Annotated in this window: 22 protein-coding genes; 15 read left to right on the forward strand and 7 right to left on the reverse strand. The window is 40.5% G+C overall.

Annotated features, from left to right (window positions below):
* Positions 1-27: 27 nt before the first annotated feature.
* Both glpE and glpG read left to right on the forward strand, forming a co-directional pair.
* Positions 28-345: a thiosulfate sulfurtransferase GlpE gene (glpE, locus tag CWC02_RS15535; protein WP_138619226.1), complete on the forward strand. Its 318-nt coding sequence runs from the start codon at positions 28-30 to the stop codon at positions 343-345.
* A complete protein-coding gene (gene glpG, locus CWC02_RS15540) occupies positions 342-1157 on the forward strand; it encodes a rhomboid family intramembrane serine protease GlpG (RefSeq protein WP_138619228.1) in 816 nt (271 codons plus the stop codon). The genes glpE and glpG overlap by 4 nt, the downstream gene beginning before the upstream one ends.
* A 41-nt stretch (positions 1158-1198) precedes the next feature.
* On the opposite strand, the gene CWC02_RS15545 is transcribed toward glpG, so the two are convergent.
* On the reverse strand, positions 1199-1567 hold the full coding sequence (locus CWC02_RS15545) for a flagellar basal body-associated protein FliL (RefSeq protein ID WP_440590131.1): 369 nt from the start codon (positions 1565-1567) through the stop codon (positions 1199-1201).
* A 201-nt stretch (positions 1568-1768) separates the two neighbouring features.
* Here CWC02_RS15545 and CWC02_RS15550 point away from each other — a divergent pair, with 201 nt between their 5' ends.
* Positions 1769-2314, forward strand: a complete 546-nt coding sequence (locus CWC02_RS15550; protein ID WP_138619232.1) for a chorismate--pyruvate lyase family protein — start codon at positions 1769-1771, stop codon at positions 2312-2314.
* Positions 2311-3189: a 4-hydroxybenzoate octaprenyltransferase gene (ubiA, locus tag CWC02_RS15555; RefSeq protein ID WP_138619234.1), complete on the forward strand. Its 879-nt coding sequence runs from the start codon at positions 2311-2313 to the stop codon at positions 3187-3189. Before CWC02_RS15550 ends, ubiA begins: the two co-directional genes overlap by 4 nt.
* On the opposite strand, the gene CWC02_RS15560 is transcribed toward ubiA, so the two are convergent.
* From CWC02_RS15560 to CWC02_RS15575, 4 genes are all read right to left on the reverse strand, one after another.
* Positions 3190-3810 carry a 2OG-Fe(II) oxygenase gene (locus CWC02_RS15560; protein ID WP_054551070.1) on the reverse strand — a complete coding sequence of 207 codons (621 nt, stop codon included), beginning with the start codon at positions 3808-3810 and terminating at the stop codon, positions 3190-3192.
* Between the two features lie 139 nt (positions 3811-3949).
* Positions 3950-4837 (reverse strand): LysR family transcriptional regulator, encoded by an 888-nt coding sequence (locus CWC02_RS15565; RefSeq protein WP_054551071.1) that lies wholly within the window; start codon positions 4835-4837, stop codon positions 3950-3952.
* A gap of 119 nt (positions 4838-4956) precedes the next feature.
* On the reverse strand, positions 4957-6483 hold the full coding sequence (locus CWC02_RS15570) for a response regulator (RefSeq protein WP_054551072.1): 1527 nt from the start codon (positions 6481-6483) through the stop codon (positions 4957-4959).
* A gap of 51 nt (positions 6484-6534) precedes the next feature.
* Positions 6535-6942, reverse strand: coding sequence for a DUF2721 domain-containing protein (locus CWC02_RS15575; protein ID WP_054551073.1), 408 nt, complete (start codon positions 6940-6942; stop codon positions 6535-6537).
* A gap of 86 nt (positions 6943-7028) precedes the next feature.
* Here CWC02_RS15575 and CWC02_RS15580 point away from each other — a divergent pair, with 86 nt between their 5' ends.
* The 3 genes from CWC02_RS15580 (at position 7029) to tsaD (ending at position 9043) form a co-directional block, all read left to right on the forward strand.
* Complete coding sequence (locus CWC02_RS15580; RefSeq protein ID WP_054551074.1) at positions 7029-7394, forward strand: putative signal transducing protein; 366 nt, start codon at positions 7029-7031, stop codon at positions 7392-7394.
* A complete protein-coding gene (locus CWC02_RS15585; protein WP_054551075.1) occupies positions 7378-7968 on the forward strand; it encodes a YjaG family protein in 591 nt (196 codons plus the stop codon). Before CWC02_RS15580 ends, CWC02_RS15585 begins: the two co-directional genes overlap by 17 nt.
* 61 nt (positions 7969-8029) lie before the next feature.
* Positions 8030-9043, forward strand: a complete 1014-nt coding sequence (gene tsaD / locus CWC02_RS15590) for a tRNA (adenosine(37)-N6)-threonylcarbamoyltransferase complex transferase subunit TsaD (protein ID WP_054551076.1) — start codon at positions 8030-8032, stop codon at positions 9041-9043.
* Positions 9044-9052: 9 nt separating this feature from the next.
* Here the strand turns inward: tsaD and plsY are convergent, their stop codons facing one another.
* A complete protein-coding gene (gene plsY, locus CWC02_RS15595; protein ID WP_138599657.1) occupies positions 9053-9655 on the reverse strand; it encodes a glycerol-3-phosphate 1-O-acyltransferase PlsY in 603 nt (200 codons plus the stop codon).
* 227 nt (positions 9656-9882) lie between these two features.
* Between plsY and folB the strand changes: the two genes are divergently transcribed.
* From folB to trmB, 8 genes are all read left to right on the forward strand, one after another.
* Complete coding sequence (gene folB, locus CWC02_RS15600) at positions 9883-10239, forward strand: dihydroneopterin aldolase (RefSeq protein WP_138599658.1); 357 nt, start codon at positions 9883-9885, stop codon at positions 10237-10239.
* A gap of 2 nt (positions 10240-10241) precedes the next feature.
* Complete coding sequence (gene folK, locus CWC02_RS15605; RefSeq protein WP_054551078.1) at positions 10242-10730, forward strand: 2-amino-4-hydroxy-6-hydroxymethyldihydropteridine diphosphokinase; 489 nt, start codon at positions 10242-10244, stop codon at positions 10728-10730.
* The gene (locus CWC02_RS15610) at positions 10727-11530 is read left to right on the forward strand and encodes an undecaprenyl-diphosphate phosphatase (RefSeq protein WP_138619236.1); all 804 of its coding nucleotides are present in this window, start codon (positions 10727-10729) and stop codon (positions 11528-11530) included. The genes folK and CWC02_RS15610 overlap by 4 nt, the downstream gene beginning before the upstream one ends.
* A 159-nt stretch (positions 11531-11689) precedes the next feature.
* Entirely contained in the window at positions 11690-13033 is a 1344-nt protein-coding gene (gene mpl / locus CWC02_RS15615; protein WP_138619238.1) for a UDP-N-acetylmuramate:L-alanyl-gamma-D-glutamyl-meso-diaminopimelate ligase, read from the forward strand.
* A 22-nt stretch (positions 13034-13055) separates the two neighbouring features.
* A complete protein-coding gene (locus CWC02_RS15620) occupies positions 13056-13679 on the forward strand; it encodes a flavin prenyltransferase UbiX (RefSeq protein WP_105181295.1) in 624 nt (207 codons plus the stop codon).
* Entirely contained in the window at positions 13676-14605 is a 930-nt protein-coding gene (locus CWC02_RS15625; protein ID WP_063703115.1) for an ABC transporter ATP-binding protein, read from the forward strand. Before CWC02_RS15620 ends, CWC02_RS15625 begins: the two co-directional genes overlap by 4 nt.
* Positions 14605-15372, forward strand: coding sequence for an ABC transporter permease (locus CWC02_RS15630; RefSeq protein WP_138619240.1), 768 nt, complete (start codon positions 14605-14607; stop codon positions 15370-15372). Before CWC02_RS15625 ends, CWC02_RS15630 begins: the two co-directional genes overlap by 1 nt.
* On the forward strand, positions 15372-16037 hold the full coding sequence (gene trmB, locus CWC02_RS15635; protein ID WP_138619242.1) for a tRNA (guanine(46)-N(7))-methyltransferase TrmB: 666 nt from the start codon (positions 15372-15374) through the stop codon (positions 16035-16037). Before CWC02_RS15630 ends, trmB begins: the two co-directional genes overlap by 1 nt.
* Here the strand turns inward: trmB and CWC02_RS15640 are convergent.
* Entirely contained in the window at positions 16034-17884 is a 1851-nt protein-coding gene (locus tag CWC02_RS15640; protein WP_138599663.1) for an EAL domain-containing protein, read from the reverse strand. The two genes, trmB and CWC02_RS15640, sit on opposite strands and share 4 nt — an antisense overlap.
* Between the last annotated feature and the right edge of the window lie 156 nt (positions 17885-18040).

Raw genomic sequence — 18040 nt, forward strand, 5'->3', positions numbered from 1 at the left:
GGCCGCCTTTTTAGTTTAGAGAGTACTATGTCGTATAAACATATTTCAGTGAGCGAAACGTTTGCGCTGTTAGAGAAAGAAGAGGTTGTGATTGCTGATATTCGCGATCCTAACTCATTTCAAACGGGTCATATCCCAGGTGCTGAGCATTTATCAAATGCTAACATCAGCGATTTTATGATGCATAAAGAGTTTGATCAGCCAATCATCATCGTTTGTTATCATGGTGTGAGCTCTCAAGGTGCTGCAAGCTATTTAGTTGAGCAGGGGTTTGAAGACGTATACAGCATGGATGGTGGCTTTACAGCTTGGCAGACGCAACTTCCGGAGCATATTGAACGATGATTGAGTTGGGTAGCATAAATAATCCTCGCGCCGCACAAGGCTTTATAGATTACATCAAAAGTAAGGGCTTACATGGTGAGCTGCGCTCGCAAGATGGGCAAACTGTGATTATTTGTGTTGCTCCAGAGCACTTTCATCAGGCTCAACCACTTTGGCAGGAGTTTGCGGCTAACCCTCATGACGAAAAATACCAACAAGCTTCATGGCAGGTGGGCAGTACACAATCGCCTCTGTCATATCAAGGCCAATCACTTAATTTAAAAGTCCGTTTTAAGGCATTAAGCTGGCTAAACCGTACAGTTACTCTAGTCTCGATAGCTATATTTGTGGCCTTCTTATTGGGTGGTTTTGAAACTATTTATAGTATGTTGCAGTTCAACCCTGCACAGCCTCTAACTTGGTTTACACCTGCCATTGTGCACTTTAGCGCTGTTCATCTTATTTTTAATCTGATCTGGTGGATGACGCTGGGTAACGATATAGAAAAACGCAGCGGTAAATTAACCTTAGTGGGTTTATTTTTAGTGACGGCATTCATTAGTAACTGGGCACAGTTTTTAGTTGTTGGGCCTAACTTTGGTGGTTTAAGCGGCGTTGTGTATGGCTTACTTGGTTTTTGTTGGATCTACAGCGTAATGAGGCCAACAGAGCCGCCACTAGTAAGTAATAGCATCGTTGGTTTTATGTTGGTTTGGCTTATTCTAGGCTTTGTAGATATGTTGCCTGTGAGTATGGCGAACTGGGCGCATTTAGCGGGGTTATTGGCTGGTATGGCTTATGCTGTGTCAGATAAGCTTCTTTCACGCAAATAATCGCGTAAACAAAAATGGCGGCTTATGCCGCCATTTTACAATTAATGGTATAAATACTTAGTAAATAACACTTCTCGGACAATCTCTTGTCCTGTTTCTTGTTTTAGTAGTGCTTTTAGCTTTTCGGTACAGCGTTTTCTGATTTCTTCGCGGCCGGTCAGCGATTTAATGTTTTCTTCTGGCTCTTTCGAGAGTATTTCAACAATCGCATCACGCAATAGTGGAGTGTGATGTTCTACGATTGCGATATCAGATAGATCATTGAGCATGAGATCCACCGTAATACGAACATAGCCAAGCTTTTTATTACCTTGGCCTATGTAGTTAGTGATGATGTCAGGCTCAAAACCAAAGTAGCCAACATTTGATTCAGCGCGTACAGACCAACTTGTTGCAGAAACAAGTAGCATGCTTATCAAGTAAATTGATAACAATGATTTTTTCATAGTTAAGAATATTCCACCCTTTCAATGATTTTTAGTCTATACCCAAATTCACTTAAGATACAGGCTGTTCTGCGTTTTTTAACCCAGCTTGAGATTAAATCATGACTTTTGCCAAACGTGCAGCAGTGATATCATTTGCACGGTTTTTAAAAATAATGAGTCGTTGTGATCACATTCCCAGTTTCATTAGCTGCAAATTGGCAGCCTGCTTCAGCATTTCCAGATTTGACGCAACAACAGCAAGGTTGGCTGCTTGAAGCTGGGTCATTAACAGCTAAGCTTAAAAGTCACAGTCAGGTCTTTTCAGTTAAAGTTTTAAACGAAGCACCCTTTGACCTAACCTGCGAGCAACAAGCGTTACTAAATACCCCTCTAAGTCAGGCATTAAATCGCGAAGTGTTACTTCTATGCGATGGTAAACCAATGGTTTATGCACAAAGCTGGTTGCCGGCAGATGATACATTAAAAAAGCAGCAGTTACTAAGTATGGGGACAAGGCCGCTGGGCGATGTTATTTTTCAAGACCCAAACTTATCTCGCACTGAAATAGAAGTTGCTGAGTTTTCACAGCAGCACGCTATTCAAGCTTTAACAGCTGAAATAGGCTACTCTTCACAAGCATTGTGGGGAAGGCGCAGTGTATTTAGCTTATCTAATGCTCATTTTCTCGTAGCTGAAGTATTCTTACCTGGAGCGTATATTTACCTATGAAGCTAGCTGCACTTAAGGTCGCACATATACCTTACTATAAACAGTTAATGCGTACCGATAAGCCTATTGGTACCTTGTTGCTATTATGGCCAACTTATTGGGCGTTGTGGCTTGCTGAGCTTGGCACGCCGAGCTTATTAAATTTTGTGGTATTTAGTTTGGGTGTCTTTGTGATGCGCAGTGCTGGGTGTGTAATTAATGACTTTGCCGATCGTAAAATCGATGGCTCAGTTAAGCGCACAGCTCAGCGACCGCTAGCAGCAGGTTTAGTATCAAGTGGTGAAGCTCTGAGCTTATTTGTACTGCTCATTGTGGTGGCGTTTGGTTTAGTGTTAACACTTGGATGGTCAACGATATTATTGTCGTTTGGTGCCTTAGCATTGGCGTTTTGTTATCCATTTATGAAGCGTTACACCCAGCTGCCGCAAGTTGTACTTGGCGCGGCATTCAGTTGGGCTATTCCAATGGCCTATATGGCATCAATTGGCTCAGTACCATTAGAAGCCTGGCTCCTATTTATCGCGAATCTTGTTTGGACTGTGGCTTATGACACCATGTATGCCATGGTTGATAGAGATGATGACTTAAAGATTGGCGTTAAATCAACGGCAATCTTGTTTGCCAGCTATGACAGACACATCATCTTTTTACTCAATGCCTTGTTTATTACGATTCTTGCTTACATAGGTATGAGTAATCACCTTGGCTTGCCTTATTGGCTGGGCTTAGCTGCAGCGGTTGGTTTTTTACTTTATCAACAAACGCTTATTCATAAACGAGAGCGAGATCCTTGTTTCAAAGCATTTTTGAATAATCACTATGTGGGGTTAGTGATTTTTATCGGTTTAGCAGCATCCTTGCCACTGCCATTTTAATTATCTTGGTGGGTCGATAATACCGCTGATTGAGGCATTTTTTCTGAACCAACCCGCAATAGAGTAGCGTACATCGTTTGCGGGTAATACTTCATGCATAAAGCGTTCGCTTTCAAACATCACCAATAAGCCCGCTTGAGGTTTAATGACTATTTCAATCTCTTTACTCTTTGGTTTGTAGATCACCAATTCACCGCCAGATTCTGGCGTATTTAAGTAACAAACCGTTGTAAAAATGCGATTAGAACGGCCTTTGAAGGCATCATAGTGCTTTTTATAAAAGTCACCTTGTTGATACTTTGCATAATGGCATTCATAGTCAAATAAGCCTAAATAAAAGCCACGGTTTAACTGTGTCTTTATTGCTTCCATGGTCGCCAGATAAGTAATTTGTGCTTGGCTTGAGCTATCAAACCAAAAGGTTTTATCTTTACGCACAGTTTTATCTATTTGTTGGTCGTTTAATCGGCCAATACCTGCGGTATGAAAATGCGGATTAATGCGATAGCAATCGGCAATTAAATCAGCAATTAAGCTTTCATTAATCGCGTTTTCAACAACAGCATAACCAGTACGTTCAATAGCATCTAAGTATGTGTCGGTAATAAGCGGTGCGGTCATTCATGTGAACAATCAAAAAAAGGTGCGTAAGTGTATATGAAAAATTGTGTGATGCACGCTTTTTATGCAGTAAAAATGAAGAAATAAAAAAGATTGGCTAGCCTGATTAATTACAGGCTAGCAGTAGATTAAATAGCTTCTAACCTTGGCTTGAAAGGGCCGTTTTTTCAATGAGATCGAGTAAGTGGCTAACGTGAGAATTCTCATTGATTTGTTGGTTTGTTTGGATTATTAGCTGGTCGTGTGCGATACCTTTATTAGTTTTTAATAATAGTAACTCCGGATCAGATGACACACTATTAGCATGCTCAATGCTGGCAATCGCGATATGGTTTGATTTTTTCAGACCATCCATAACTTGTTCAATACTGCCTACTTTGATGCTTGATGTCTTATCAAAAGAATCAATTGCATCGTTTAGCATAGATTGCACTTGTTTTGACTGTGAAAAACAGCTGTACATAGGGTAGTCAGCTAAGTCGCGTTTACTAATGTCACTTTTATTTGCAAGCGGGTGATTTTTAGCCACGAAAATGATTAGTTGATCAGGTAAATGTATATCGCTGCCAATGCTGTTCATCGCTTGCGAACATACACTGATATCAATTTCACCTAATTGCAGTTTACGTACTAGTTCACTTTGCTCTTGCAGCTGCATCTCGATTTTCACATGAGGGTACTGCGCTAAAAACTGACCGCAAGAAACAGGCACAACCGTGCTCGCTTTGTTGGTGTAGCCAATAATCAGTTTTTCACTTGCGCAGCCGTTTAATGATTCAAATAAATGCTTCTTGGTTTCTTCAAGATTGTCGAGAGTTTGTTTTGCATACTCTAGGAAAAGCTCACCTTCTTTGGTTAACTTTACTGAGCGAGTAGAGCGAGTAACTAGCTCATAACCAATTTCATCTTCAAGTGTTTGAATACTTCTAGTTAATGCAGAAGTGCTTATTTGAGTTTTCTCTGCAGCTTGGCGGAAATGCCTTAGCACGCCTAATGCTACGAATTGTTCAAGTTGTTCAAATCTCACTTTAATAGTCCCTTGTTATAAGTAAGCCCTACATCCAGGCGGTACAATTTTACATCACGAGAGGCATAGTAAAGTATTGTACCCGTATTGGGAAGTACTTGTTTTACAGAAAAGTTACATCAATCAGGATAACGTTCCTTAATTTCTAAGAAAAGCGCTAAATTTTCAAGTAGCTGATCGACTAAAATTGGATCAAAATGTTTCCCACGTTGCTCTTTTATCAATGAGAGAGCATCATCGAGTGGCCATGCTTTTTTGTAGCATCGGTCACTGCAAAGTGCGTCAAATACATCTGCAATTGCAGTAATTCGACCAACAATATCGATATTATCACCAATTAGTCCTTGCGGATAACCAGTTCCATCCCATTTTTCATGGTGTTGGTAGGAAATTAAGGCCCCACAGTTTAATATTTCGTTTGTTGAGTTTTTTAGTATTTCATAGCCAGTTTCGGCATGAGTTTTCATTATTTCCCATTCTTCATCAGTGAGTTTACCAGGCTTATTTAGAATCTTGTCTGGAATACTAATTTTACCAATATCATGTAATGGTGAAGCCAGTTTAATGATTTCACAGCGGAACGAATCCAAGCCATATAATTTTGCGAGTAACTCACTGTACAAAGCGACACGTTTAACATGTGAGCCAGTTTCCTTTGAGCGCTTTTCGACTGCTTCGCCAAGAATATACGACAACTCTTTTTGTGACTCTTTGACCATTTCTCTAAGCTTTAAGTTGTCATAAGCAAGTGCGATATTATTGGCGTAAAATTCTAGCAGTTGATAGTCTGTATTTTGCAGTTTTGAACCTTTATTGACATACAACATAGTTTCAAGGCCTGCTTTTGTTGGAAAGTAGCCAATGTAATCTGTGCTGTTTTTTAAAGACGATTTTCTTTCATGTGCATCAATAAATAAGTTTTTTACATCCTCAGGAATTTTATTTTTACATGGAGTTGGCTCAACACCTGAAGCGGCAAGTAATTGAAAGTCATTAGCTGGCGATGATTGCAGGTTAACCGCAGCGGCACAATATATTTCTCTGTCACTTATCCCCATTACGTTAGTAACATGGTTTAAAATTGTGGAGGCAAACTCTTGCACACTATCACATTTTAGGAAATTGGCTGAGGCATTGATAATTTGTTCGAGGCCATGTTTATGATGATCAATAATCTGAATATCACGATGTGATCGTAGCGCTGAATAGAGCAAAGTTTTCATTTTTATCGCGGTGAGCTCAGTTTTATTTTTGTAATCATTGATATCGTAATCACGAATGATGGCTTCTTCAGGGGCTTCCCCAGGCTGACCTGTACGCAGTATTAAACGTATATCATGGTTTTCTATTTCATCGCGGATGTATTGAATGAGATCGAGGCCTGCGTGGTTTGTTTCCATTACCACATCAACAAGTGCCACTGAAAATGGAGTACCTTTACCTAAAAGCTCTCTCGCTTCAGCAGCAGAATAGGCATGATAAAAGCGAAGCGCTTTATTTTCAAAAGTGAACCCAGCTAATACTAGTTTCGTAACTTGATGAATATCTTCTTCATCATCAACAACAAGAATATGCCAGTATTCAGCCTCTTCCGTACCTACATTATTTTCTTCTAAGGATTCTTCAGAAAATAAAAAATCATCCACAAAAGCACCACTTATTGTTGTATCTCATACAATAAGTATAGAGGGTGAATTTTACTCTGCCTTATCTGAAAGAGGTTTTTTTTCGATATTTTTCAATTCAATCTCGATTGCATCGCAAGAAATGTGGATCTCATACAAAGAGGTGAGAAGCGACAAGGCTAAGCAGGCGAGGCTGATGCCAAATAAAATGATTCCAGTAGTATTAAATTCTATAAATAATGCAAACATTGATAAGGTACACATTAAAAAAGAGGCAACACCATAAACTTGCATTACGCGAATTAATTTAATGCGTTTTCTTAAATTGGTAATCTGTGCAACAACTAATGGGCGGATACTTTCTCCTTCACGTGCATTGAGCTCTCGAATAAGCTGAGCAAGCACCAAAAAACGGTTGGTGTAAGCAAGTAACAGTAAAGAAATTGCTGGGAATAACAATCCCGGTGTTGTTAAAGTCATGTGGCTACCTTGAAATAAGCATTGCAGCGAAGTTAGTTGCTAGCGTAGTTTAGGATTTAAAGATAGAAAAGTAAAAGGGAAGTGATTTGCAAAACAGTAATTTAAATCAACCTGCGAAGCAGGACCCATTCACTTGGGTAAAAGTGTTTCAGGCTGAAAATGGCTTAGAGGCAAACATTATTAAAGGGCTTTTAAAAAGTAAAGGGATCGAATCGCAACTGCAAGGTGAGCTTTTACAAGGGGCGCTTGGGGAGATCCCATTTGAACAAACAGGGGTCGATATACTTGTTTACGCATTAAAAGAGCGCCAGGCGCAAGAAATATTGCTAAACTACCGGCAATTAAAACAATCGGCTCCTGACTGGGTATGCCCAAAATGTCATGAGCTTAACGGAGCAACATTTGAAATATGTTGGTCTTGTGGGACTGTAAAGAATGACGAAAGCGAATAATTTTCAACGTATTAGAGAATTAAACTATTTGCAAAAAGCGGTATTAGGTGGTGCATTACTTGAGCGTATGCTGCCTAATTACAGCTTATTTAGTGAAGCAACAGGGTTCGGTGATGCCGCGGTTTTTCGTAGCGCATTGAGTGTTTGCTGGGAAAAAATCTTACTGCCAAAAAGTAAAATCAGCCTTGAAAAGCAAATTGAAAAAATAGAACCAAACGTGCCAGAGCTTACTGACTTTGACATGTTTGGCACCTATCCCGCAATCGATACAGCGACAGCTTTGCTTGGCATGCTGCACGGTTTGATAGCCAAAGATGAACAAGAGTTTTTAAATATTAGTAAAATTTCACAGGCCTCGGTGGCTCGTTTCATTGAATATCAACTAACAGTGGATGGTGAAATTGCTGATAACAAAGCTGTTCGTGAACACCCTTTAATGCAGTATGAAATTGATGTGCTTGCAGAGCTTATTGATTTTGTAGAGCAAATGGGCCGAATTACCTCAGAGAACGTAAAAGAGCTTAAGCAACTTGCGGTATCTGACGGTCAAACCAATATTGGTATTGCAATTTAATATTCAGTAATGCGTATTTTCACTGTAAAATACGCATTTGTTTTTCTTGGCGGAGTAATTGATGCGAATTTTAGGTATTGAATCATCATGTGATGAAACGGGTATTGCCATTTATGATGATGAACAAGGCTTATTAGCACATCAACTGTATAGCCAAGTAAAAGTACATGCTGATTATGGCGGTGTGGTTCCTGAGCTTGCTTCACGCGATCACGTACGTAAAACCTTACCTTTGATTGATGCTGCCTTTGCACAAGCGGGTTGTGGTCCTGAAGACTTAGATGGCATTGCATACACCGCAGGCCCTGGACTTGTTGGTGCGCTTCTGGTGGGAACCTCAATTGGTCGCTCACTGGCTTATGGTTGGAATATTCCAGCGGTTGCTGTACATCATATGGAAGGTCACCTACTTGCGCCAATGCTTGAAGAGGACAAACCGGAATTTCCGTTTATCGCACTACTGGTGTCTGGCGGCCATACTATGATGGTAAAAGTATCTGGCATTGGTGAATACGAAGTGCTGGGAGAGTCAGTTGATGACGCGGCTGGTGAAGCATTCGATAAAACCGCGAAGTTATTAGGTCTTGATTACCCTGGTGGCCCGCGTTTAGCAAAACTTGCGGAGCAGGGTACGCCTAAGCGTTTTGTATTTCCACGTCCGATGACTGATAAACCCGGCTTAGATTTTAGTTTTAGTGGTTTAAAAACGGCGGCATCGCTTGCTATTCGTGATAGCGATGATGATGAGCAAACCAAAGCTGATATAGCTCATGCATTCCAAACAGCGGTAATTGATACCTTAATCATTAAATGCAAACGTGCATTAAAGCAAACCGGTATCAAACGTTTAGTGATCGCCGGTGGTGTGAGTGCAAACGTGCAATTGCGTGCGCAACTTGAACGAGTAATGCAAGGCATGAAAGGGCGTGTGTATTACCCGCGCACAGAGTTTTGTACAGATAACGGTGCAATGATTGCTTACGCTGGTATGCAGCGCTTAAAAGCAGGGCAGTTTGCTAGCCTTGATATGAAAACTAAGCCGCGTTGGCCTATTGATTCACTCGAAGCGCTTTAATTTACATCACTATTCCTGCTCTGGGGCTTTTTTCTTAGCCCCTACTTTAGGTTCTTCCCCAGCCATCAAGCGAGTAATGTTTGCTCTGTGGCGGAAAATTATCAGTACGGTTAAAAAGGTAACTGGCAGAGTATACAAAGGTTTTATCCACCAAGTATAAATAGGCGCTAATGAAACCGTAACCAGTGCCGCGAGAGATGAGTAACGCGTGATAGCAACAATTAAAAGCCAAGTTGCAATCAACATCCCCCCTAGCGATAAACCAATGGGTAATAACGTGCCAAAAGCGGTCGCGACGGCTTTACCACCTTTAAAGCTAAAAAACAGTGGATACATATGACCCAAACAAGCAGCTACACCAATTAAACCTAACATTAGTGGCTCTATCTTTAAAAAGTAAGCACCCCAAACAGGGATGGTTCCTTTTAAAATATCAAAGACAAGAACTAAAACAGCGGGGACTTTACCACCAAGGCGATAAACATTTGTAGCACCCGGGTTATTCGATCCATGACTGCGTGGGTCTGGTAGTTTAAACAGCCGAGATACAAGGATAGCGGAAGAGACCGAACCTAGTATGTAAGCCAAAACTAACATTAAAACTTCTAACACGCGCTTCCTTATTTTTTAATCTGCACTTTTGGGCTATCATTGGCGGCAAAACCATTTGCCACTCTCGTCGAGTCGGATGTAAGCACCCTATGCAATGCATCTATTCGTTATTGTAGGGGTAATTTTTACATATTAAAACAGTATGACAGCTTATATAGCGCATTATTAAAATTAATAAGCGTTAAGGCTGAGTATTGTTTTTAATATTTATGTCGCTTGGAGTATCAATGGACAAGGTATATATATCACAACTGCACGTAGACACCATCATTGGCGTGTATGATTTTGAAAAAGAAAGTAAACAAAGCCTGTATTTTGATATCGAAATGTTATGTGATATTTCTGCCGCAGCGGCGACAGATGATATAAATTTGGCTCTTGATTATGCCAAAGTGAGTGAGCGAGTGATTGAGCACACAACGGCAAAACCTGTTGAGTTACTAGAAACTTTAGTTGAGCAATTAGCTGCCATTATTTTAGCTGAATTTGCGACCAGCCAAGTCACTATTCGCGTGAGTAAACCAGCCGCAGTGCCACAAGCGCAAACTGTTGGAGTTGAGATCACCCGATGTAAGGCAAATTAGAGATGGCGCAAATTTTTATAAGCCTAGGTTCTAATGTCAATAAAGAGCATTATCTTCGACAGGCGCTTATCGCGCTGAAAGCTTACTTTCCTGATTTTATTCATTCATCAGTATACGAAAGTGAAGCGGTGGGGTTTGCAGGTAGTAATTTTTATAATTCAGTTGTTGCAGCAAAAACAGATATGCCATTAGCTAAACTATGTAAACTACTGAAACAAATTGAACTTGATAATGGCCGCACCCGTGAAGATAAAAAGTTTAGCCCGCGGACATTAGATCTCGATTTATTGTTTTATGATGACATTATCTGTGAAACACCTGCGCAATTACCGCGGGATGAAATAACCAAAAATGCGTTTGTATTACAGCCTCTTGCTGAAATAGCGCCTGATTTTTATCACCCCGTAGCTAAGCTAACTTTGGCTGAGTTATGGAATAATTATAACAACCCCCAACAAAAACTATGGAAGGTGGAGTTTTCTAACCCATGAGTATTATTGAGATAATTGTTTTAGCCCTGATCCAAGGATTGACTGAGTTTTTACCTATTTCGAGCTCAGCGCATTTAATTTTACCCTCACAAGTTTTAGGTTGGCACGATCAAGGCTTAGCATTTGATGTGGCTGTTCACGTTGGAACCTTAGGTGCAGTTGTATTGTACTTTAGAAAAGAAGTGGTCGATATTCTTGGTGCTTGGTTTAAGTCGTTTGGTGCACAAGGTGCAACCGATGATAGTCGTTTAGGCTGGTGGATTATTGTTGCGACTATTCCTGCATTATTAATTGGTTACTTATTCAAAGATTTTGTAGAGAGCTACTCGCGTAATGCATGGGTTATTGCCACCTCAACCATCGTATTTGGTTTGCTACTTTGGTATGCCGATGCTAAAGCAAAGCAAGTTAAAAATATTTACCAAGTAAACTTTTTTAGTGCGCTATTGCTGGGCTTTTCACAAGTGCTTGCTATGGTATTCCCTGGTACATCCCGTTCAGGTATTACTATTACAGTGGGTTTAATGCTGGGCCTAAACAAACAAAGTGCTGCGCGTTTTTCATTTTTAATGTCAATTCCAGTTATTGCTGCAGCAGGTTCATATTATGTGTATCAGTTGGCTACTGCAGGTGAGGCGATTGATTGGCATGCAATTTTACTAGGCGCTGGCTTATCTTTTATATCTGCGTATGCGTGTATTTTCTTTTTCTTAAAAGTGATTGAGCGCATGGGCATGATGCCATTTGTTATCTATCGCTTACTATTAGGTGTTGGTTTGTTTGTATTCTTAATGCTGTAAACAGGCTTTAAACTTAATTTAAAAACACCTCACGTTGAGGTGTTTTTTTATGTTGGCTATTTGGCAAAAGTCTAATGCCGTGTAGTAATGGTAAGTAAAGCTTATATTTGGCATTATAGCGCCTTACTTATCTCTTATTCATTTTGCTCAGGACAGTAGATGCATATTCATATTCTTGGAATTTGTGGCACCTTTATGGGTGGTATTGCCGCAATCGCTAAATCGTTAGGTCACACAGTGACAGGCTCTGATCAAAATGTGTACCCGCCGATGAGCACACAATTAGAAGAGCTAGGTATAAAGCTCACTCAAGGATATGACGTTGCCCAACTAGAACCTGCGCCAGATATGGTGGTAATTGGTAATGCTATGAGTCGGGGCAATCCTTGCGTTGAGTACGTACTTGATAAAGGCTTACCTTATACATCTGGCCCAGAATGGTTAAAGCATAATTTATTGCAAAACTCGTGGGTTTTAGCTGTTGCAGGTACCCATGGTAAAACGACTACAGCCAGTATGCTGGCATGGTTACTAGAATACGCAGGAATGAAACCGGGCTTTTTGATTGGCGGTATCGTACAAAACTTTGGTGTGTCTGCCCGTGTTGGCGAAACGCCATTTTTTGTTATTGAAGCCGACGAATACGACACGGCGTTTTTCGATAAACGCAGTAAATTTGTTCATTACTTACCGCGTACCTTAATTCTAAATAATCTTGAATTTGATCATGCTGATATTTTTGAAGATTTAAACGCGATAAAGAAACAATTTCATCACTTGATGCGTACATTACCCTGTAGTGGCAAAGTGATCTGGCCAAGCCAAGACGAAGCACTACAAGATGTGATTGAACGTGGCCTTTGGAGCGAGAGCGAAACACTCTCGGGTGATTGGGATTACCGTTTACTTAAAGCTGATGGTAGCGAGTTTGAAGTGTTATTAAATTCACAAGTGCAAGGAGTTGTCAGCTGGCAAGCCATGGGTGAGCACAATGTCAAAAATGCCATTATGGCCATTGCAGCAGCCAGACACGTCGGAATCGCGGTATCTGTCAGTATTGCAGGCTTAGCTGAGTTTATCTCTCCTAAGCGCCGTATGGAGCTTAAAGCCGACATTAACTCGATAAAAGTGTATGACGACTTTGCCCATCATCCAACGGCAATTAAAACAACCTTAGCAGGGCTACGTGCAAAAGTAGGCACTGATAAGATAATTGCTATTTTAGAGCCTCGTTCAAACACTATGAAAATGGGCGTGCATCAACAAACCCTAATTGATTCACTCGATGCAGCAGATGATGTGTATTTATTTGAGCCAGAAAATTTAAGCTGGTCGCTTAAAGAATACGCAGACAAAGCCGGTATGCATTGCATGAAAAGCACTGAGGAAATCATTACTCAGGTTGTTAGCAACAGTGCGCCGTCACAACATATTTTAATTATGAGTAATGGTGGTTTTGAAGGTATTCATCAGCGTTTAATTACTGCTCTTGAACAAAACTAACCCGTATACGGAGCTTAACTGTATGCAATTTAAAGATAAAATAACGTTAGCTTTTAGCGGTGCTTCAGGTGCTCCCTATGGCTTACGGTTACTAGAGGTATTACTTGAACAGCAGTTTCAGGTGTATGTACTGATCTCAAGTGCGGCAAGAGTGGTGCTTGATACTGAATCGAATATTAAACTTTCAGGCAACGAAGACAAAGCGACAGAGCAGCTTAGTACACTTTTTAACGCTGCCCCTGAGCAACTCAAAGTATTTGGTAAAGACAACTGGTTTAGTCCTGTTGCATCTGGCTCAGCTGCGCCGAAAAAAATGGTGGTTTGCCCGTGTAGTGCAGGTTCAGTGTCTGCAATTGCGGTCGGTGCGTCAGATAACTTACTTGAACGCGCTGCTGACGTGGTGATTAAAGAACGTGGGCAATTAATTTTAGTCCCGCGTGAAACGCCATTTAGCGAAATTCACCTTGAGAACATGCTGAAGCTAGCACGGCTCGGCGTAACCATTATGCCTGCAGCTCCGGGGTTTTATCATCAACCAGAGCAGATTTCAGATCTGGTTGATTTTATGGTGGCGCGAATTTTAGATCATTTAAACATTGAACATACTTTGACGAAACGTTGGGGTTATGGAGAGGGCAAACAGTGAGCGAAAAAACGATCGCATTAAATATTGAAGGCCTAAAAAAGGTTTATAAAAATGGTGTTGAAGCCGTAAAAGGCATTGATTTACAAGTTCAGCAAGGCGATTTCTTTGCTTTACTTGGACCAAACGGTGCAGGTAAATCAACCACCATTGGTGTTATCTCATCGTTAGTGAACAAAAGTGCTGGTCGGGTCCAGGTGTTTGGTCACGACATTGATACAGACCTTGAAGCCGCTAAGTCTGAACTTGGCTTAGTACCGCAAGAGTTTAATTTCAGTCAGTTTGAAACACTAAATCAAATTTTGGTTAACCAAGCAGGCTATTACGGTGTACCAAGAAAGCTGGCGCATGAGCGTGCCGAAAAATACTTAAAGCAGTTAGGTTTATTTGAGAAAAAAGATAAACAAGCGCGCACCCTTTCAGGTGGTATGAAACGCCGTTTAATGATTGCTCGTGCACTGATGCATGAACCTAAATTGCTTATTTTAGATGAACCAACAGCCGGTGTTGATATTGAGCTACGCCGCTCTATGTGGGATTTTCTTCGCGAGATTAATAAGCAAGGTGTGACCATCATCTTGACTACCCATTATCTAGAAGAAGCTGAGCTGTTATGTAAAAACATCGCGATTATCGACAGTGGTGTGATTGTTGAAAACACTACCATTAAAGCGCTACTTGCCAAGCTTGATAAAGAAACCTTTGTACTGGATTTAAAGCAACCTGTGCAGCCAATTAGCATCGACGGTTACAAATACACACTGACCGATGATCACACTTTAGAAGTTGAAGTGGCGAAGTCTCAGGGCTTAAACCAAGTATTTAGTGCGCTGACTGAACAAGGTAATACTGTGCTGAGTATGCGAAATAAAGCAAACCGATTAGAAGAGCTGTTTGTAGGCTTATTAGAACAAGGGCGAGGCGAATAATGTTTAGATATGGAGTAGCGCTAAAAAGTATTTGGATCAAAGAGTGTATTCGCTTTTTACGTATTTGGGTGCAAACCTTAGTTCCACCTGCAATCACGATGAGCCTGTATTTTGTGATTTTTGGTAATCTGATTGGTTCTCGTATCGGTGATATGGGTGGCTTTACTTATATGGAGTTTATTGTCCCGGGTCTGATTATGATGTCGGTGATCACCAACTCTTACTCGAATGTTGCTTCGAGTTTCTATTCGACTAAATTTCAAAAAAGCATTGAAGAGCTATTAGTTGCACCAGTGCCCAATTACATCATTGTACTAGGCTACATGGGCGGTGGCATGACACGAGGCATGCTGGTTGGTTTAATTGTTACCTGTGTCTCTTTGCTATTTGTTGATATTCAAATTCATAATATTTTTGTGATTATGGCTACGGTTATTTTAACGTCGGCTGTGTTTGCGTTAGGCGGACTAATCAATGCAATTTATGCTAATAGCTTTGATGATATTAGTATTATCCCGACCTTTATTTTAACGCCGCTGACTTATCTCGGTGGGGTGTTTTACTCTATCACCTTGTTGCCAGAATTTTGGCAAGGCGTATCGCAAGTAAACCCAATTATTTATATGGTAAATGCATTCAGATATGGTTTCTTAGGTGTGTCTGATGTCGATTTATCGGTAGCATTTGGTGTACTTGGTTTATTTATTGTAGTTTTATTTACGTTAGCATTAACCCTTATTAAACGTGGTGTGGGGCTTAGACACTAATGACGGATGCAAATTCGAGAAGTATTGTATCGAATCAACCTGGCTTACATGAAAAGCTAGACGAAATTGTTTTAAAGCACTTAAGTGCTGAATTTAAAAAGCCGATTGCAGAACATACGCAAGCGGCTTTTGATCAGGTTAACGAGAAGGTGCAGGCGTTTAACGGGCCGCTCATTCTTGATTCGTGTTGTGGTGTGGGTGAAAGTACCGCTAACTTAGCAAAACGTCACCCCGATGCACTGGTGATTGGCATTGATAAATCATCACATCGTTTAGACAAGCATGATATCGAGTACAAGCAAACGGATGCAGGGCAGTACATTTTAGTACAAGCAGATCTGAACGACTTTTGGCGTTTAGCAGTGGCTGCAAACTGGCAACCTAGTCATCATTACCTGTTGTATCCAAATCCTTGGCCAAAAGCAAAGCACTTGCAAAGACGCTGGCACGGCGCTGCAATTTTTCCGTATATCGTTAAATTAGGCGGTCGCTTAGAGCTTAGAAGTAACTGGGATATATACGTTAAGGAATTTGCCCGCTCATTAGAGCTTGCAGGGCATAAGTGCGATGTTGAGCTATATGAAAGCGATACTGCAATTACGCCATTCGAACGTAAATATTGGGCCAGTGGTCAACAAAGTCACCGTCTGGTGATCAACCTTTAATGAATATAGGGAGTCGGTGGTGCAAAGTGACTCCCTTGCATTAAAGTCACACCCGCGCGAGCTAGTGCGTCTGCTATTTGTTCGTTATCAACTTGCTCAGCGATTACATCTAATTTTAGTTGCTGAGCGTATTTCACCAAGTTTTCAATAAACAGATAGTTATCTTTATTAGTATGAATTTGGCTTACCAACCCTTTATCTAATTTCAAGCCATCGATCTCAAGCTTCCTAATGTGAGGCAAGTTTGAAAAGCCTGCGCCAAATTCATTAATAAAAACCTGAGCACCTTTATTCTTTAAAGTGCTAATAAAGGTTTTTATTTCACCAAAGTAAGCAATCGCATCGCGTTCATGGAATTGAAAGATAATATTATGGGGTTGCGGATAACGCCTTAGCTGTAATTCAAAAAACTCGCTCAAGCTTGGGTCAAGGATATCCTGTGCGGTAATGTTGATACTCCAGCGTACATTGGTTTTCCTAAATTGCTCAATACAACGAGTAAATATAGTACGTCTCAAGGGGCCATCCATGCGTGAGCGCTTTAGTACCATCATAAAGTAATCAGGTGCGTGAATACGACCAGTTGAACTTACCATTCTGGCAAGGCATTGATAATGATCTACGGCCTTACTTTGGTTGTTATAAATTGCTTGAAAATAAGGCACTATGCGATTGTTATCGAAGGCTTCTTTGACTTCTTTAGCAAGGAAAACGTTACTTTTAAATTGTTCTTCAACTTGTTTAAAAACATTTTCATAGCGTATTAAACGCTGGTTGTTTAGTTTGGCCTGCTGAAGTGCTATGTGGGCGTTTTCTATCAGTAATAATTTATTACCTGTAGCGACACCTGCGGATAAGCTGACATAAATAAACGGTTCTTTCAGTGCTGGGATCGCATTGTTAAAAGCGTTTATTACTTCGTCGATATTATGCTCATCAGTATGAGTACGTAATAATGCGATTTTATTGGTTGTTAAGCGGTAAATACCGCCATCACGAGGTATACGTGATTGAAAATACCTAAGTATGTTAGCCATCACTTTATCACTCACTTCACTGCCATAAAAACTGCTGATGTCTTCAAGCTCGTTGATGATGATAATCGCCAATTCCATACGGTGTTTGGTCGTTTTCTTTATGTGATATTCAAGGGCAACATGATTAGCGAAGCCAGTGCGGGCATCTGTTGAGAGGGAGCGTTTAAGCTGTAAGAAATATAATCCTGCTATAAGTAATGCAATAAAGAAGAAAAAGCTACTGGTAACCATCGCCCTTGTAACGCTTTGCTGAAGCTGCTGGTTTAAGTCACTTATAGTAATGTCTGCGCCAGTTATATAAGTTTGGCCATTATCATCGACAAAAGTAACAAAGATACTTTTAAAATACCCCCATTGATCCTGCGATATCTCAAAAACGGGTTCGGTCGAATAAAAGGCTTCTTTGTTAAGTTCTGTCGCTTCGGGGTAGGCATCTAAAAACTGTGTGACACGACCAGTGTTTTGATCTTTTTGAGTGTAACTTGAGGCGCTAAAGTAGACTTTGTCATCGCGAAGGACCATTGCATACACATAAGCAAGTTGCATTTGCTTTGCGTACTCTGAAAGGGCAAGACTCTTTTCTTTGTAGGTAGAACTGGAAATAGGTAGACCAGCATTGACTGTATTATGGTAGTCATCACCTAGGATATGCTTGACACTGACCGCGGCATTTAGCAATTTGCTATCGATATTTGCCATGATCTCACTACGTGTGGTTTCATAGGTATAATAGATATAGCCAAATAAACTAATAAAAAAAACGGCGAAACCATATAGCAGCCAGCTAGTTTTTTGCATTCCTTTGGGCATAAACGTTCCCTTTGCGGTTATCGTTTGATTATACTTAAAAAATACTTCTCTGATAGTATAATTTGACCGCAAATTTCATCAATAAATCATTTTTTTGTCATCGAAATTATGCCTTTTTAGCTTTATGCGAGACATTTTCGTGATATTCCAGTAAAG

It is taken from the genome of Pseudoalteromonas sp. S2721 (genome assembly GCF_005887425.1).
GTDB classification, from domain to species: Bacteria; Pseudomonadota; Gammaproteobacteria; order Enterobacterales; family Alteromonadaceae; genus Pseudoalteromonas; species Pseudoalteromonas simplex.